This window comes from Plantactinospora sp. KLBMP9567, assembly GCF_033446045.1.
GTDB lineage: Bacteria > Actinomycetota > Actinomycetes > Mycobacteriales > Micromonosporaceae > Plantactinospora.
In genome coordinates this window covers 186,063-201,338 of the sequence record NZ_JAWQRR010000011.1, presented here as the reverse complement: position 1 = coordinate 201,338, position 15,276 = coordinate 186,063, and the positions used below count along the sequence as shown (strand labels likewise).

Here is a 15,276-nt window from a genome sequence, read left to right as displayed (position 1 = left end):
CCGCCGGTGACTCGTATCGAAAGTGCCCATGGCAATTGTCGGGCAGTCAATTTCGGTCGCGAGTCTCGCCGGGCGGGGGCGTACCCGGAGCAGCAGGTCGACAGTTCGGACCATCTCCATCGTCGGAGACGACCATCACCATCGTGGGTAGAAAGAAAGAGATGACGTCATGGCCAGAATCTTTGGACGTAAGACGATCCTGCTAGTCGTCGGAGCACTCGCGCTGACCCTGGCCGGTGGCGGCATCGCCGTCGCCGGGCCGAGCCACCGTGCCGACCCCGACGCGGTCCGGGTCAACGGCAAGATGGTCCAGCAGCCGCCGGTGACCCAGGCCGACATCGACCTGGCCAAGGCCGCGCTACTCAAGGGCGACGCGGGCGTCCAGGCGTCGAGCGCGCAGCTCTTCGCCGTGGTCAGCGCGAACGGCGGCCTGATCCGCGGCAGCCAGGCGGTCTCGGTGACCTCGCTGGGGCTCGGCCTCTACCAGGTGGTCTTCAACGTGCCGGTGGACACCGGGGCGTTCGTCGCCACCATCGGGCTGACCGGCAGCGTCGGCACCTCACCGTCCGGCCTCATCTCGGTGGTCGGCCGGACCAACCTGGCCCAGGGTGTCTTCGTGCAGACCTGGAACGCGGCCAACCAGCCGGCCAACCGGAGCTTCCACCTGGCAGTGTTCCTGCCCTGACCCCCGGTGCCCGCCGGCCTCCGTGTCCCCCCGAACGGACACGGAGGCCGGCGGCGTCCGGTGGGGGGTGGTGGCCCAGCGGACACGAGGTCGCCCTGCCTGGGCGATGTCAGCGTCGGAACCGAATCCCGATGCCCGGTCAGGGAGCCGGCAGGACCACTTCGGCCAGTACCGGGCGGTGGTCGGAGCCGGGCAGCCGGAACACCGCCACCCGGTCGACCGCGATCCGCCGGTCCACCAGTACGTGGTCGATGGTCACCGGCGGGATCCGGTCGCCGTCGTACGGGCCCCAGGTGCCGGTGAGCCCCGCCCCGACCGAATCGGCCGCGTCGGCGTACCCGGTGTCGAGCAGGTCGCGCAGCGGGGCGTGGTCGAGGGTGGCGTTGAAGTCCCCGGCCAGGATCCGCAGCGGTCCGTCCGGAGTGGCCGGTGGCTGGGCCCGCAGGTCGGCGCGCCAGGCCGCCAGCCAGGCCAGCGTGGCGGGCGCCATCGGATGCACCGACTCCACCAGCACCGCCGGCCCGTCCGGAGGCTGGAGCGTGGCGTACGCCTGGGTGAAGCCGCCTCCGTTGCGCCGGGTACCGGTCTCCCGGAGCGGGTGGCGGGAGTACAACGCCGACCCGGTCGTGCCGACCTCCGGATTGACCTGCCGGTACGGCAGCAGTTCGGCCAGGCCCAACCGGTCCAGTGCCGCTTCGGCCTCTCGCGTGAACTCCTGCGCGGCTAGCACGTCGACCCGGGCGCTCCGGACCAGCGCGACGAGCGCTTCCGGCTCGGCGGCCCCGGCGAGCAGGTTGGCGGTGAGTACCCGCAGCGGCGTGCCCTCGGCGGCCGGCTGACGGTCCGGCAGTGCCCGGGGCGCGACCAGCGCGACCAGCACGAGCGCGGCGACGGCCGCAGCGCCCGCCGGCCACCAGCGCCGGGCGGCCAGGGCCAGCCCGAGCGGGACCAGCGTCCAGGCCAGCAGGTACGGCGTGAAGGCCAGCAGTTGCACCAGCGGGCCCCGCTCCAGCCCGGCCAGCCGTACCGGCAGCAGGCCGAGCACGGGCAGCACCAGCAACCAGCAGAGCCCGGTCAGCAGCCGCCGGCGCGTCCGGCTCGGCGCGGCCGTGGGCGGGGGCTCCGGGGCGAGATCGACATCCACACCCGCACGCTAACCCCCGGGTGTGCAGAGCCGGTGAAGAACGTGTGCGTGGTGTCGATCTAGTGCCCGCCGGGCCAGGTGTTGGTCAGCACCCCGGTCAGCGCGTCGTACCGGTGGACGGTGGTCCGGTGCGTCCCGCGCGACCGGTGGTCCTTCACCTGGGTGACCAGTACGCCGATCTTCACGTGGTCCCGGCTGACCACCGAGCGCCACGGTACGCCGTCCCGGGCGACGTCGACCTGGTGCGAGAAGTTGCCGTCCGGGGCGGTGATCGAGTAGCGCGGCCCGGCCGGCGGGTCGATGTCCAGCCCGCCGTCGGCCCGGATGGTGAGGGTGACGACCAGGTTGTCGTCGAGGTCGTGGATCTGCGCCGGGTCACCGGCGTAGAAGCGGCTGCGACCCTGGCCCTGGATGTCCATCCCGTTGTAGTAGGTCTTGCCCTGGGCGTCGACCCAGAAGTGCGGCACGTGCGCCTTGGGCGCGCCGTAGCTGAGGCCGGGGTAGTAGGCGAGGTGCCAGTGCGGTGGGTTGTCCGGGTGCAGCACGTTGTTGGTCTCGAAGCCCATCAGCGAGAAGAAGTGTCCCTTGCGGCGTGCCTCGGCGACCAGCCCGGAGTCCTGGAGCACCGCCTCACTGGCGATCATGTAATTGATCACGGAGGCGGCCTGTGTGGCCGGCCAGGCGACGGTGGTCCACGGCCCGGCCACCCGGTCCGGGTCGTTGTGCTCGATCCGCCAGTGCAGCCCGGTCGAGGTGTCCGGGCTGAGCATGCTCCAGACCTGCACGGTCGCCTGGTTGGCGTTCACCGACGACCAGGTCACCGGCAGGGTGAAGCTGATCCGGTAGGGCGTGCCGGGGTGCCGGCGGATCGCCAGCCGGGTGTCCGAGGCGACCACCGAGCCGACCCAGGTGCCGGGCCAGTCGACGGTGACGGTGACCGCCTCGCTGCGCGGCCCCCGGACGAAGGAGTAGTACTCGGCCCGGCTGGCCACCTGGGTCGCGGTGCCGGGGACGAGCTCGTAGCCGGCGGGCAGGGTGATCCGCGGCGTTCCGGGCTCGCCGGGGATCGCCTTGACCAGCCGGAAGCCGGCGTAACTCGGCGGGGGACCCGGATCGGGAGCCGCCGTCGCGGGTGCCGCGAAGACCACCACCGAGGCGACCGCCAGCAGCACCGCTCCGCACCGTCGCAGCAACACAGCGCCTCCTGCGTTTCGTCCCGTCCCGGCTCCGCTGACGGGTTTGTGTGCCGCTGATTTTATTGGTACGGCGGAGGTTTCCGGCGCCCCGAGTTGTGCGTGTGACGGAACTCGTCATGACACTGTGGCGACCGGGGGTTTGCCGCCGGTGACCTCGGGAAGCCCGCACCGTGACGGACATGTCAGACACCGTGGCCACCCGCCCCAGGCCGGTCGAGACGGCCTCCGTCGGCCCCGAGCTGGAACAGGCCCTCTTCGAGGTCAAGCGGGTGATCGTCGGGCAGGACAGGTTGGTGGAGCGGCTCTTCACCGCGTTGCTGGCCGACGGGCACTGCCTGCTGGAGGGCGTACCGGGGGTGGCGAAGACACTCGCCGCGCAGACCCTGGCCGTCGCGGTGGGCGGGAGCTTCTCCCGGATCCAGTTCACTCCGGACCTGGTGCCGTCGGACATCGTCGGTACCCGGATCTACCGGGCCTCCTCGGAGAGCTTCGACGTGGAGCTGGGTCCGGTGATGGCGAACCTGGTACTGGCCGACGAGATCAACCGGGCGCCGGCCAAGGTGCAGTCGGCGTTGCTGGAGGCGATGGCCGAACGGCAGGTCTCGATCGGCGGCCGGAGTTACCCGGTGCCGGAGCCGTTCCTGGTGCTGGCCACCCAGAACCCGATCGAGTCCGAGGGGGTCTACCAGCTACCGGAGGCGCAACGCGACCGGTTCCTGCTGAAGATCCTCGTCGACTATCCCACCGACGCCGACGAGCTGGCCATCCTCTACCGGATGAGCGCGGAGCGGCCGACCGCGCGGGCGGTACTGGATCCGGAGCGGTTGCGCGCACTCCAGGACCGGGCCTCGCGGGTCTTCGTGCACCACGCGCTGGCCGAGTACGTCGTACGGCTGATCCTGGCCACCCGGGATCCCGCCCGGTTCGGGGTGCCGGAGGTCGCGCCGCTGCTCGCGTACGGGGCGAGTCCCCGGGCCACCCTCGGGCTGGTCGCCGCCGCCCGCGCCCAGGCCCTGCTGCGCGGACGGGACTACGTGCTCCCCGACGACGTACGCGAACTCGCCTCCGAGGTGATCGCGCACCGGCTGGTGCTGTCGTTCGACGCGATCGCCGACGGGGTACCGGCGGAGTCGGTGGTACGCCGGCTGGTCGAGGCGGTCCCGCCGCCCCGGATCGCGCCGAGTCGTGAGGAACACCGGCGCGGCCTGGCGGTCGCGTGAGCCGGGCCAGCCGAACGGGCCGGGACGCCCGGACGGGTGGTCGGATTTCCCGGGTCGGCTCCGACGGCGCCCAGCGGGGCAGCGGCGACCCCACGCTGGGCCAGCTCGCTCCCGAGCACCGGCTGCGCCGGCTGGAACTGCTGGTCACCCGCCGGCTCGACGGGCTGCTGCACGGCCAGCACCTCGGCCTGCTCCCCGGCCCCGGCAGCGAGTACAGCGGCGCCCGGGAATACCGGCCCGGCGAGGACGAGGTGCGCCGGATGGACTGGGCGGTGACCGCCCGGACCACCCTGCCGCACGTCCGGGAGGTGGACGCCGACCGGGAACTGACCACCTGGCTGCTGGTCGACTCCACCCCCAGCATGCACTTCGGCACCGCCGAGCTGGACAAGCGGGAACTCGCGGTGGCCGCGACGGCCGCGGTCGGCTTCCTCACCGCCGGGGTGGGCAACCGGCTCGGCGCACACCTGCTCGACGACACCGGGATCCGCCGCTTCCCGGCCCGGACCGGTCGGACCCACCTGCTGGGCCTGCTCAACATGCTGCTCGCGGCGCCCCGGCGCGACACCTCCGGCGGCGCCCCGGCGCTCGCCGACGCGGTGACCACGCTGCACCGGGCCACCGCCGGCCGGGGCCTGGCAGTGCTGGTCTCGGACTTCCTCGACGGGCTGCCCGAGACCGAGGGCGGCACGCCGGCCTGGGAGCGGGCCGTCCGCCGGCTCGGCGTACGCCACCAGGTGCTGGCGGTCGAGGTGGTCGACCCGCGCGAACTGGAGCTGCCGGACGTCGGACTGGTCACCCTGGTCGACCCGGAGACGGGCCGGCGGCGCGAGGTGTCCACTGCGGACCGCAGGCTCCGGCAGCGGTACGCCGCCGCAGCGGCCGGCCAGCGCGAACTGGTCCGGCAGGCGCTGCGCCGGGCGGGCGCCGCGCACCTGTCGTTGCGTACCGACCGGGACTGGATCGCGGACATCGTCCGACACGTACACACCCAGCGGCGGCTGGCCGGCGCGGCCCGCCCGCCCGTGGCAGCGGTACGGGGAGGCGCGGCATGACCTGGCAGTCTCCGGAGCGGCTGTTCCTGCTGCTCGGCGTGGTCGGGCTCGGCATCTGGTACGTCGTGCTGCAACGCCGCCGCAGCCGGTACGCAGTCCGCTTCACCAACCTGCGGCTGCTGGACCGGGTCGCGCCGGACCGGCCGTCCTGGCGGCGGCACCTGCCGGCCGGACTGTTCCTGGCCATGCTGGCGCTGCTGGTCGTCGGCTTCGCCCGGCCGGAGGCGGAGGTCAGGGTGCCCCGGGAGCGGGCCACCGTGATGGTCGCGGTGGACGTATCCACCTCGATGCTGGCCACCGATGTCGAACCGGACCGGCTGGCGGCGGCGAAGTCGGCGGCGCACCGGTTCGTCGAGACGCTGCCCGACGAGTTCAACGTCGGGCTGGTCGCCTTCGCCGGCAGCGCGGCGGTACTCGTGCCGCCGGGCACCGACCGGTCGGCGCTGCACTCCGGGATCAGACGGCTCGCCGAGGGCAGCACCGGAGTGCAGGGCACCGCCATCGGGGAGGCGATCGGCACCTCGCTGGAGGCGATCAGGACCTTCGACGCCCAGGCCGCGAAGAACCCGCCGCCGGCCCGGATCGTGCTGCTCTCGGACGGGGCGAACACCTCCGGCCGCGATCCGATGTCCGCTGCCGAGGAGGCGGTGAAGGTGGGCGTACCGGTGCACACCATCTCGTTCGGCACCGCCTCCGGCTACGTCGCCCGGGGCGGCCGGCCGATCAGGGTACCGGTGGACGGGCAGACCCTGCGGGCGGTCGCCGAGCAGACCAAGGGCGCCTACCACGAGGCGGGCAGCAGCGCCGAGCTGCGTGCCGTGTACGAGGACATCGGGACCTCGGTCGGCTACCGCACCGAGAAGCAGGACATCTCCGCCCGGTTCATCGGCATCGGGCTGCTGCTGGCCCTGGCGGCGGCGGGTGGCTCGATGGCGTGGTTCTCCCGGCTGCCATAGACCCCGCCGGACCGGCTCGGCCCCGCCGAGGCGGACGGACCGGCACACCTTCTGCCCTGATCCGACGATGGACTGACGAGGAGTGAGCTATGGCAACGCAGACCGGACTCGGCGAACCCCGCGGTCCATGGTTCATCTCACCGGACCTGGAGCCGGACGGGCGTGGCGTTCCGGGCGTACCCGGTGAGGTGCTGGTGGCCGACCGGGCGACCCGGCGGCGGCGCGCGCTGGTCGCCGCGCTGGCGGTGGTCGCGCTCGCCATCGGCTCCGGCGGCCTGGCCGGCGGTTACGTGGCCAGCCAGGAGACGACGGAGCGGGGCAGGGCGGCGCAGGCCGCCATCCCGGCCGACCTGGTGGCCGCCGCCGCGCAGGTGGTGCCCGGCGTCGTCTCGGTGATGGTGGCCGGGGGTGGTAAGTCGGCCAGCGGCTCCGGGTTCGCCATCGACGATCTCCAGCACATCGTCACCAACGACCACATCGTGGCCCGGGGCGGCGGCGGGGAGCCCGGCGGCGCGGTGATGGTGGAGACCTCGGACGGCCGGCAGTTCCCGGCCCGGCTCGTCGGCCGGGACTCCAGCAGCGACATCGCGGTGCTCCGGGTGCCGCCGTCGGCCGGACTGACGGCGCTGCCGCTGGCCAAGCCCGGCGCTACCCGGGTCGGTGAGCCGGTGCTCGCGGTCGGCTCGCCGCTGGGGCTCGCCGGCACGGTGACCGCCGGGATCGTCAGCGCGCTGGACCGCCAGGTGAAGCTGGGCGAGAACCGGCACAGCGCGGTGCAGACCGACGCCTCCATCAATCCCGGCAACTCCGGTGGTCCGCTGGTCAATGCCCGGGGTGAGGTGGTCGGGGTGAACACCGCGATCGCCACCATCGACGGCAGCGGCTCGATCGGGATCGGCTTCGCCATCCCGATCGAGCAGGTGCAGCAGACGGCGGACACCATCATCGGCAAGGGCGGCTGAGCCGTACGGTTGACACCATGACACCCCTGACCATCCGACCCGGCCTCGTCATCCCGGAGGCGGAACTGCACTGGCGGTTCTCCCGGTCCAGCGGCCCGGGCGGACAGGGCGTGAACACCACCGACTCCCGGGCCGAGCTCTCCTTCGACGTGGCGAACTCGACGGCGCTGCCGGAGCGGCTCAAGGCCCGGGCGCTGGACCGGCTGGGCGGCCGGCTCTCCGACGGGGTACTGACGGTCACGGCGTCTGAGCACCGTGCCCAGCTCCGCAACCGGGAGGCCGCGCAGGCCCGGCTCACCGCGCTGCTGGCCGACGCGATCGCGCCACCACCGCCGCCGAGACGACCCACCAAACCGAGCCGCGGCGCCAAGGAGCGCCGGCTCGCCGAGAAGAAGCGCCGCAGCCAGCTCAAGCAGCTACGCCGCCCCGACGCGGACTGACCTCCCGGGGGCCGGTCAGGGCGTCAGGGCGGCCAGGGCCAGGTCGACGTCCTGCTCGGTGGAGTAGAGGTGGAACGAGGCGCGTACCCGGCCGGCCCGCACGGCGGCGCGGACACCGGCCGCCGCCAGCTTCTCCGCCGCACCGGGTACGTCGACGGTGACGATCGCGCTGTCCCGGGGCGGCTGGCCGAGGCCGGCCAGGAACCGGTTGGCCAGCCCGACGTTGTGCTCCCGGATCGCCGGCACTCCCACCTCGACGAGGAGTTCCAGGGCCGGCGCCGCACCGACGAAGCAGAACCAGGCCGGGGAGAGGTCGAAGCGGCGGGCGTCGTCGGCCAGCCGTAGCGGCGGCCCGTAGTAGGAGGCGTGCGGGTCGGAGCCGGCGTACCAGTTGGCGGCGAGCGGGGTGATCCGGTCCCGGATCCGGGGACCGAGGTAGCCGAAGGCGGCACCGCGCGGCGCCATCAGCCACTTGTACGCGCCGACGGCGACCACGTCCGCCCGACCGGCGTCGAACGGCAGCCAGCCGCAGCCCTGGGTCGCGTCGACCACCACCAGCGCGTCGTGCGCCTCGGCGGCGGCCAGGATCTCGTCGTACCGGGCGACGGTGCCGTCCGCCGACTGGACCAGGCTGAACGCGACGAGGTCGGTGTCGGCCTCGATCTCCTCGGCGAGCCGGTCCGCCGGCACGGTGCGGACCCGCACCCCGCGCTCGGCGTGTACCAGCCAGGGAAAGAGGTTGGAGGTGAATTCCACCTCCGGCACCAGCACGGTGGCTCCGTCGGGCAGTGCGGCCCCGACCGGGGCGAGCAACTGGGAGACGGTCGCCCCGACGGTCACGTCCGAGACCGGTACGCCGGCCAGCCGGGCGAAGGCGGCCCGGGAGCGGTGGGTCGAGGCGTCCCATCCCTCCCACGAGGTCCGACCGGTGCGCCAGTCGGCGAGGGCGGCCTGGAGCGCCTCCCAGGCGGGCTCCGGCGGCAGCCCGTAGCTGGCGGTGTTCAGCCAGCCCGGCTCCGGTTTCCACAACTGTCGCGCCGCAGCGAGATCCACTCGGCCAGCGTAGTACCGCCGGCCCGGAGCGGCTGTAACGACGGTTACACCTCTGCGAGAGCGGTGCTACGGAAGAGGTGTTATCGTCGTTCACGTGGATACGAGAACGCGGATACTGCACGCCGCGGCGGACCTGCTGGCCCGCTCCCCGGAGGCGGATCTGCTGACCCGGGCGGTCTGCGAGGCCGCCGGGGTGGGCGCTCCGGTGCTCTACCGGCAGTTCGGTGACAAGGAGGGCCTGCTCGCGGCAGTGGTCGACTTCGGCTTCGAGCAGTACCTGGCCGGCAAGCGGACCACCGTCCCCTCCGACGACCCGGTCCGGGACCTGCGCGACGGCTGGGACAACCACGTCGCGTTCGCGCTGGAGAACCCGAACTTCTACCGGCTGATGTACTCGCCGGGGCTCTCCACCCCGCCCGCGGCCGCGACCGAGGCGCACCAGTTGCTGCTGAGCGTGCTCGAACGCTGCGCCGCGGCGGGCAGACTCCGGATCAGTCCACAGTTGGCGGCCCAGATGGTGATGCCGGCCACCGTCGGCGTCGCACTGCTGCTGATCAACCGCCCGACGATCTACACCGACGCCACCCAGGTCTCCACCCGGGTACGCGAGGCGATCGTCAACGCCATCGTCACCCCGGACGCCTCCACCGGGCCGGAGCGCGGCACCGGACCGGGTGGCGAGGTCGCGGTGGCCGCCGCGAACCTCGGCGCGCTGCTGCCGGCACTGCCGGACAGCCCACTGTCGCCGGCCGAGACCGGCCTGCTGCTGGAGTGGCTGACCCGACTGGCCGACCGCACCGGCACCGCCTGACCCTGGCCGGCGGCCGAACCGCCGGTGGCGGACCCGGCCGGTGGCTGAGCCGGGAGAACGGCACGACGAACCCGGCGGACGTCGCAGCCGGCGACGCCCGGCGATGTCCCGCACCCCACAACCGCGAGAACAGCAAGGAGAACCACTGTGTCCACCTCGTCCATCCCCGCCACCCCGAACGGTCGTACCGCTGTGGTCACCGGCGGCTCCCGCGGCATCGGCCGCCGGGTCGTCACCCGGCTCGCCGCCGACGGCTTCGCCGTCGTGGTCGGCTACGCCGGCAACCAGGTCGAGGCCGAGGCCGCGGTCAAGGAGGTCGAGACGGCCGGCGGCCGGGCGATCGCCGTACGGGCCGACGTGGCCGACGAGCACGCTGTCGCCGTACTCTTCGACACCGCCGAGCGGACCTTCGGCGGCGTCGACGTGGTCGTGCACGCGGCCGGCCGGATGCCGCTGGCGCCGCTCGCCGAACTCGACCTGGCCGACCTGGACGACCTGCACCGGACCAACATCCGGGGCACCTTCGTCGTCGACCAGCAGGCGGTACGCCGGCTCCGCCCCGGCGGCGCGCTGGTCAACTTCTCCTCCTCGGTCGTCGGTCTCGCCTTCCCGAACTACAGCGCCTACGCCGCCAGCAAGGGCGCGGTCGAGGCGATGACCCTGGTGCTGGCCCGGGAGATGCGCGGCCGGGATGTCACGGTCAACGCCGTCGCACCCGGGCCGACCGCCACCGACCTGTTCCTGCGGGCCAACAGCGAGCAGCGGATCGCCCAGCTCGCGGGCCAGGCACCGCTGGAGCGGCTCGGCACCCCCGACGACGTCGCCGAGGTGGTGGCCTTCCTGGCCAGCCCGGCCGGGCACTGGGTAAACGGCCAGGTGCTGCGGGCCAACGGCGGAATCATCTGACCCGACCGGCGCCCGGCCGACCGGCGCCCGGCCGACCGGCGTGAGCGTGGCTCGGGCACCGTCAGCCGGGCTCGGCCGCCGCCAGTGCGGCGAGCAGCCGGGCCCGGAGCGGGGCGGCCCGCTCGGCGAAACCGCGCTGGGCGGTGGCGTACTCGGCCCGGCCCTCGGGGGTCTCCACCCGGACCGGCGGATAGCCGAGCGCGGCCAGATCGTACGGGCTGGCCCGCATGTCCAGGGTGCGGATCTCCCGGGCCAGTGCGAACGCGTCGGCGACCAGTTCGCCCGGCACCAGCGGGGAGAGCTTGTAGGCCCACTTGTAAAGGTCCATGTTGGCGTGCAGGCAGCCCGGCTGCTCGTTGTCGGCTTGCGTCTCGCGGCTCGGGGCGAGCAGGTTCAGCGGCCGGGCCGGCGGGGTGAAGAACCGGTACGCGTCGAAGTGGCTGCACCGGATCCGGTTGCCCTCCACCACCCGGGCGGTCTGCTCGGGCGAGAGCCGCAGCGGCCAGGCGTTGTGCCGTACCTCCGCCTGGGTCTGCCGGTAGACCATGGCCCACTCGTGCATGCCGAAGCAGCCGAACTGGCCGGGCCGGCCGGCGGTACGGGTCAGCAGGGTGCGGATCCAGTCGACCGAGTCGCCCCGGCGCCGCCGTACCGCCTCGGTGTCGAGGGTGAGGCCGGCGTCCCCGGCGCGGTAGTCCCGGCCGAACTCGGCCGGGTCGGCGTCCCGGAGCACCACTCCGGCGCCGGGATGCCAGCGGCGAAGCTGCGCCGGCCGGTGCGAGTAGTAGGTGAAGAGGAAGTCCTGCACCGGATGCCGGGTGCCGCTGCCCCGCCGGGCCAGGTGCGGCACCAGCCACTCGTCCACGCGCCGCTCGTGGGCCGCCCGCCGGGCGCGCCAGTCCGCCGCGTCGAGCACGACGGTACGGGCGAGGGCGGCGGTCACCGCTCCAGGGTACGGCGCCCGCCGCGCGGCCCCGCCCGGTGCGACGCACGTCCCTTCCTAGTGCGGCACGTCGACGCTGACCCCTGCGGAGAAGACGGCGCTGCGCAGCTCGATCCGGGTCGGTTCGACCGCACCGGTCGAGGCGAACACCAGCGGCATGATCATGCGTTGGCCGGCCGGTACCGGTTCGGCGAACGGGTCCTTCCCAGCGTTGGCGACTTGCGTCGCCGCCACGTCGGCACCGACCCAGTCCCCGTTGGGCAGGTACGCCCGTTGCAGCGTGCCGTGCCACTGCTGGCTCTTGTCGGTCAGGTTGCGTACCCCGAGGATCGCCTGGCAGCCGCCGGGTGCCGGCGGGCAGACCAGCCGGTAGACGGTGAACTCGAAGGCGCTCTCCCGCAGACTCGTACCGACCGGTCCGGCCACGGTCTTGCCCACCCACGCCCCGCTGGACGGCTGCCGGTTACCGTTGATCGCGCTCACCTGGCTCGACCCGGTCCACGCGGTGAGCGCGGCCAGGGCCACCGCCAGCAGGGCGGCGGAGCCGACCGCGGCCCACGCCGGGGGCCTGGAACGCCGTCGGGGCGGCCGGTAGGTGGTGGCCGGATGCGGGGCGGGGCGGGCCCGGCCGACCACCGGACCGAGTTCCTCGTCGGTCGGCTCCGGCGGCTCCGGTACGGGCTCCTCGGCCGGCTCCTCGTCGTCGGCCGGCGCGGCGGTGCGGGGCGGTACCGGCGCCTGCCCGACGTAGCGGGCCCCGCCGGCGATGCCGACCAGGCCACCCGGTTCGTCACCACCCGGTTCGGCCGGTTCGTCGGCTGCGGCCAGCCCACCGTCCCGGAGTAGCCCGCCGCCGTCCACCGCCGTGTCGTCGTCGACCGGCCGCCGCTGCTCCAGCGCGGCGCCGCCTCTGGTCGAGCCCGCCTCCTCGCCCCGGACATGGTGATCCCCGCCCCCGGCCTGGTGACCGGGCGCACCGGCGGTGCCGGCCGCCGGGGACTCCGCCAGGTCGGCCTGCTCCGCCGCCCCGCCGCTCCGGCGGTGACCGGTGGCCCGCCGTACGCTCTCCGGAACCGGGATCTTGTGGTCCCCGCGTACCCGGGCCCGGGCCCGGGCGATCGGGTTGCCGGACCTGCGGACCCGCCGCTGCGCCGCTGCGGCCTGCTTCTCGGCGGCGCGCTGCTCTGCCGCTTCCCGCTTCGCGGCCCGTTTGGCGGCCCGTCGGTCGGTACCGTCTCCGGGCGTGGTGTTGACCTGGTCGGCGGCGCGCCGCCGACGCAGTCGCCACCACCAGAGCGCACCGCCGGCCGCGGCGAGCAGCACCAGCGCCGCGAGCGCGGTACCCAGCAGGGTGCCACGGCGCCACCAGGGTGGGGAGGCGGCCGCCTGCGCCTGCGCCGAGTCGTCAGAGCCGGGACCGGCGGCGGCCGCCGTGGCCCGGTTCCAGGTCACGGTCGCGCAGTCGTACGGCATGTTGCCGCCCGCGACGAAGGCGCAGGCCGGGGCGGTGACGTCGACCCCGTGTGCCGGCGGTACGAGGGTGGTGCTGAGCAACGCGGTGCTGCGGGCGCCCAGCTGGACCTGCCAGACCACCTCGGTGCCGAGTTGCCCCGGCATGGTGCCGGGCGCACTCGCCGCGCCGCCCTGGCTGATCATGGCCGGGGTGGCGCCCGGCGGCAGCTCCTGCCGGACGGTCGTCTTCACCATGCCGTCGGTGCCGTTGCGCACCCGGATCTCGTAGCGGGGCGCCGGATCGCCGGACGTGGTCATCGAGACGGTGATCAGCGGACTGGTCGGTCGGATCGGGGCGCCGGCTGCCCGGGCAGCGGCGTTGCCCGCTCGGGCCTGGGCCGCCTGGGCGGGGGCGTTGGCCGCCTTGCCGGGGGTGCCGGGCGCGGTGGCGGCCAGCAGGCAACCCGCGATCACCGCCCCCACCGCACGTAGTCGGATCGATGCAGGCATCACGAAGTCTCCTCCCGCCCCGAACGCTAGGTCGGACGGGTGGCCGGCCGGCGGGGAAGGATCGAACCCCCGCCAGTGGCTGGCCTGCTGCGGTATGGTGCCGCCGCGCCGCACGTGGGCGCCGGCACCGGCTCCCGGTGGGGATAGATTGGCGGCGTGCGTATCGCTCGTTTCGCTCATGCAAAGGGAATGTCGTTCGGCGTCGTCGAGGGTGACCCGGAGGCCGGTCCCGAGGGCCTGACCGTGGCCGAGATCGAGGGCCATCCATTCGGCGAGATCCGGTTCACCACCGCCCGCTGGGCGCTGGCCGACGTCCGGCTGCTCTCGCCCATCCTGCCGAGCAAGGTGGTGTGTGTCGGACGTAACTACGTCGAGCACGCCGCCGAACTCGGCAACGACGTACCGGCCGAGCCGCTGCTCTTCCTCAAGCCGTCGACCTCGGTGATCGGCCCCCGGGACGCGATCCGGTTGCCGGCGCAGTCCAAGCAGGTCGAGCACGAGGCCGAGCTGGCCGTGGTGATCGGGCCGCCCGGTGCACGCCGGGCCGACCGGGCCGCCGCCGCCCAGGCCGTCTTCGGCTACACCTGCGCCAACGACGTGACCGCGAGGGACCTGCAACGCTCGGACGGGCAGTGGACCCGGGCCAAGGGCTTCGACTCGTTCTGCCCGCTCGGCCCCTGGATCTCCACCGGCCTCGACGTCAGCGACGTCGAGGTCCGCTGCGAGGTGGGCCGGGGCGCGGACGAGATGGAGGTACGCCAGCTCGGCCGGACCAGGGACATGGTCTTCGACGTTCCGACCCTGGTGTCCTATATCTCGCACGTGATGACGCTGCTCCCGGGCGACGTGGTGCTGACCGGTACTCCGGCGGGGGTTAGTCCGATCGTCGACGGGGATACCGTCACGGTCCGCGTCGGCGGCATCGGCGAGCTGTCGAACCCGGTGGTGACCCTCGACTGAGGTCCGGCGGGGGTGGCGGCGGTACGGCGTCGCCCGGTACCGACCCGATTTGGTCTGCACCACCGGGTCCGGTAAAGTTCGCTTTCGGTGCGACGAGCACCGATGGGGTATGGGGTAATTGGCAGCCCGACTGATTCTGGTTCAGTTAGTCTAGGTTCGAGTCCTGGTACCCCAGCCACCGAAACCCGAAGGGGTGCCGGTAGCTGGTCTCTGGTAGAGTTCAGCAGCGTTGATCGCAAGGTCAACAACGGGAAAGTCCTGGCCCCGTCGTCTAGCGGCCTAGGACGCCGCCCTCTCAAGGCGGTAGCGCCGGTTCGAATCCGGTCGGGGCTACGACCGACGGCCCGCGTCACTCCGGTGGCGCGGGCCGTTTCCGTTCCCTACACCAGCCGCGACCGCGTGCTCCTACGCAGGTCGGCGATCGACCTGGCCCCGGCGCCGAGACTCCTCGGCCGAGTGGGCCGCCGGGCCAGTTCCCGATGTCGAGCATGGCACACCGCCCCCGACCTCGTACCCGAAACGAACCACCTGCGCTGCTGGCCTTCCGGTCCGGTGCGTGGCCTTCCGGTCCGGTGCGGCAGCCCGTGGCGGCGCTGGGATTCCGGGTGTTCTCCGATGGCCTGCGGCTGCGCCCGCCGATCCGCCCCTGCGGCGGCGATGCCCGCGAACCCCCTGCCCCCGCGCCGGACACCACCCTGCCGCTGAGACTGTCGAGCTGGGTGCACGGACGGGGCAGCCTGACCGTGCGTGGGGTGGAGTCTGGCGGTGGCGGTGGCGGTGGCGGGGTCGCCGGTCGGGTGGGGTCGCCGGTCGGGTGGGTGCACGGACGGGGCAGCTCGACAGACCGGTGTTGGGCCGAGGCCGCCAGGACGGCTTCGTCGCCCGGCGACGGCGCCAGGTCAGTCCGCCGGCGGGAGTTCGTCCGGTGACGGAGCCGCTGGCGGCCGGGCCGGGCGTCGGCCGGGCGGCGTGGCCCGCCAGTT

The 15,276-nt window shown here is 73.6% G+C and carries 14 protein-coding genes and 2 tRNA genes; 11 read left to right on the top strand and 5 right to left on the bottom strand.

Annotation, left to right across the window (positions count from 1 at the left end; genetic code table 11):
- The first annotated feature begins 169 nt into the window (after positions 1-169).
- Positions 170-685 (top strand): hypothetical protein, encoded by a 516-nt coding sequence (locus tag R6Y94_RS09715; protein ID WP_318395448.1) that lies wholly within the window; start codon positions 170-172, stop codon positions 683-685.
- Between the two features lie 139 nt (positions 686-824).
- On the opposite strand, the gene R6Y94_RS09710 is transcribed toward R6Y94_RS09715, so the two are convergent.
- Positions 825-1,763, bottom strand: coding sequence for an endonuclease/exonuclease/phosphatase family protein (locus tag R6Y94_RS09710; protein ID WP_412102727.1), 939 nt, complete (start codon positions 1,761-1,763; stop codon positions 825-827).
- Positions 1,764-1,888: 125 nt separating this feature from the next.
- Positions 1,889-3,025: a hypothetical protein gene (locus tag R6Y94_RS09705; RefSeq protein WP_318395447.1), complete on the bottom strand. Its 1,137-nt coding sequence runs from the start codon at positions 3,023-3,025 to the stop codon at positions 1,889-1,891.
- Positions 3,026-3,195: 170 nt separating this feature from the next.
- Between R6Y94_RS09705 and R6Y94_RS09700 the strand changes: the two genes are divergently transcribed.
- The 5 genes from R6Y94_RS09700 to arfB all read left to right on the top strand — a co-directional run bounded on the left by R6Y94_RS09700 (position 3,196) and on the right by arfB (position 7,658).
- Positions 3,196-4,245 (top strand): AAA family ATPase, encoded by a 1,050-nt coding sequence (locus tag R6Y94_RS09700; RefSeq protein WP_318395446.1) that lies wholly within the window; start codon positions 3,196-3,198, stop codon positions 4,243-4,245.
- A gap of 44 nt (positions 4,246-4,289) precedes the next feature.
- Entirely contained in the window at positions 4,290-5,300 is a 1,011-nt protein-coding gene (locus tag R6Y94_RS09695; RefSeq protein WP_412102726.1) for a DUF58 domain-containing protein, read from the top strand.
- Positions 5,297-6,256, top strand: coding sequence for a VWA domain-containing protein (locus R6Y94_RS09690; RefSeq protein ID WP_318395445.1), 960 nt, complete (start codon positions 5,297-5,299; stop codon positions 6,254-6,256). The genes R6Y94_RS09695 and R6Y94_RS09690 overlap by 4 nt, the downstream gene beginning before the upstream one ends.
- Before the next feature lie 89 nt (positions 6,257-6,345).
- The gene (locus R6Y94_RS09685; protein ID WP_318395444.1) at positions 6,346-7,218 is read left to right on the top strand and encodes a S1C family serine protease; all 873 of its coding nucleotides are present in this window, start codon (positions 6,346-6,348) and stop codon (positions 7,216-7,218) included.
- Between the two features lie 17 nt (positions 7,219-7,235).
- Positions 7,236-7,658: an alternative ribosome rescue aminoacyl-tRNA hydrolase ArfB gene (gene arfB, locus R6Y94_RS09680; protein ID WP_318395443.1), complete on the top strand. Its 423-nt coding sequence runs from the start codon at positions 7,236-7,238 to the stop codon at positions 7,656-7,658.
- Between the two features lie 15 nt (positions 7,659-7,673).
- On the opposite strand, the gene R6Y94_RS09675 is transcribed toward arfB, so the two are convergent.
- Positions 7,674-8,711 (bottom strand): aminotransferase class V-fold PLP-dependent enzyme, encoded by a 1,038-nt coding sequence (locus tag R6Y94_RS09675; RefSeq protein ID WP_318395442.1) that lies wholly within the window; start codon positions 8,709-8,711, stop codon positions 7,674-7,676.
- A gap of 94 nt (positions 8,712-8,805) precedes the next feature.
- Here R6Y94_RS09675 and R6Y94_RS09670 point away from each other — a divergent pair, with 94 nt between their 5' ends.
- Both R6Y94_RS09670 and R6Y94_RS09665 read left to right on the top strand, forming a co-directional pair.
- Positions 8,806-9,522, top strand: coding sequence for a TetR/AcrR family transcriptional regulator (locus R6Y94_RS09670; protein WP_318395441.1), 717 nt, complete (start codon positions 8,806-8,808; stop codon positions 9,520-9,522).
- A gap of 147 nt (positions 9,523-9,669) precedes the next feature.
- Positions 9,670-10,428: an SDR family oxidoreductase gene (locus R6Y94_RS09665; RefSeq protein WP_318395440.1), complete on the top strand. Its 759-nt coding sequence runs from the start codon at positions 9,670-9,672 to the stop codon at positions 10,426-10,428.
- Positions 10,429-10,489: 61 nt separating this feature from the next.
- Here the strand turns inward: R6Y94_RS09665 and R6Y94_RS09660 are convergent, their stop codons facing one another.
- Positions 10,490-11,371: a 3-methyladenine DNA glycosylase gene (locus R6Y94_RS09660; RefSeq protein WP_318395439.1), complete on the bottom strand. Its 882-nt coding sequence runs from the start codon at positions 11,369-11,371 to the stop codon at positions 10,490-10,492.
- 57 nt (positions 11,372-11,428) lie between these two features.
- Positions 11,429-13,333 carry a hypothetical protein gene (locus tag R6Y94_RS09655; protein WP_318395438.1) on the bottom strand — a complete coding sequence of 635 codons (1,905 nt, stop codon included), beginning with the start codon at positions 13,331-13,333 and terminating at the stop codon, positions 11,429-11,431.
- A gap of 156 nt (positions 13,334-13,489) precedes the next feature.
- Between R6Y94_RS09655 and R6Y94_RS09650 the strand changes: the two genes are divergently transcribed.
- The 3 genes from R6Y94_RS09650 (at position 13,490) to R6Y94_RS09640 (ending at position 14,626) form a co-directional block, all read left to right on the top strand.
- On the top strand, positions 13,490-14,293 hold the full coding sequence (locus tag R6Y94_RS09650; RefSeq protein ID WP_318395437.1) for a fumarylacetoacetate hydrolase family protein: 804 nt from the start codon (positions 13,490-13,492) through the stop codon (positions 14,291-14,293).
- A 103-nt stretch (positions 14,294-14,396) separates the two neighbouring features.
- Positions 14,397-14,471: transfer RNA gene (locus R6Y94_RS09645), tRNA-Gln, on the top strand.
- An 82-nt stretch (positions 14,472-14,553) separates the two neighbouring features.
- Positions 14,554-14,626: transfer RNA gene (locus R6Y94_RS09640), tRNA-Glu, on the top strand.
- Positions 14,627-15,276: the final 650 nt, after the last annotated feature.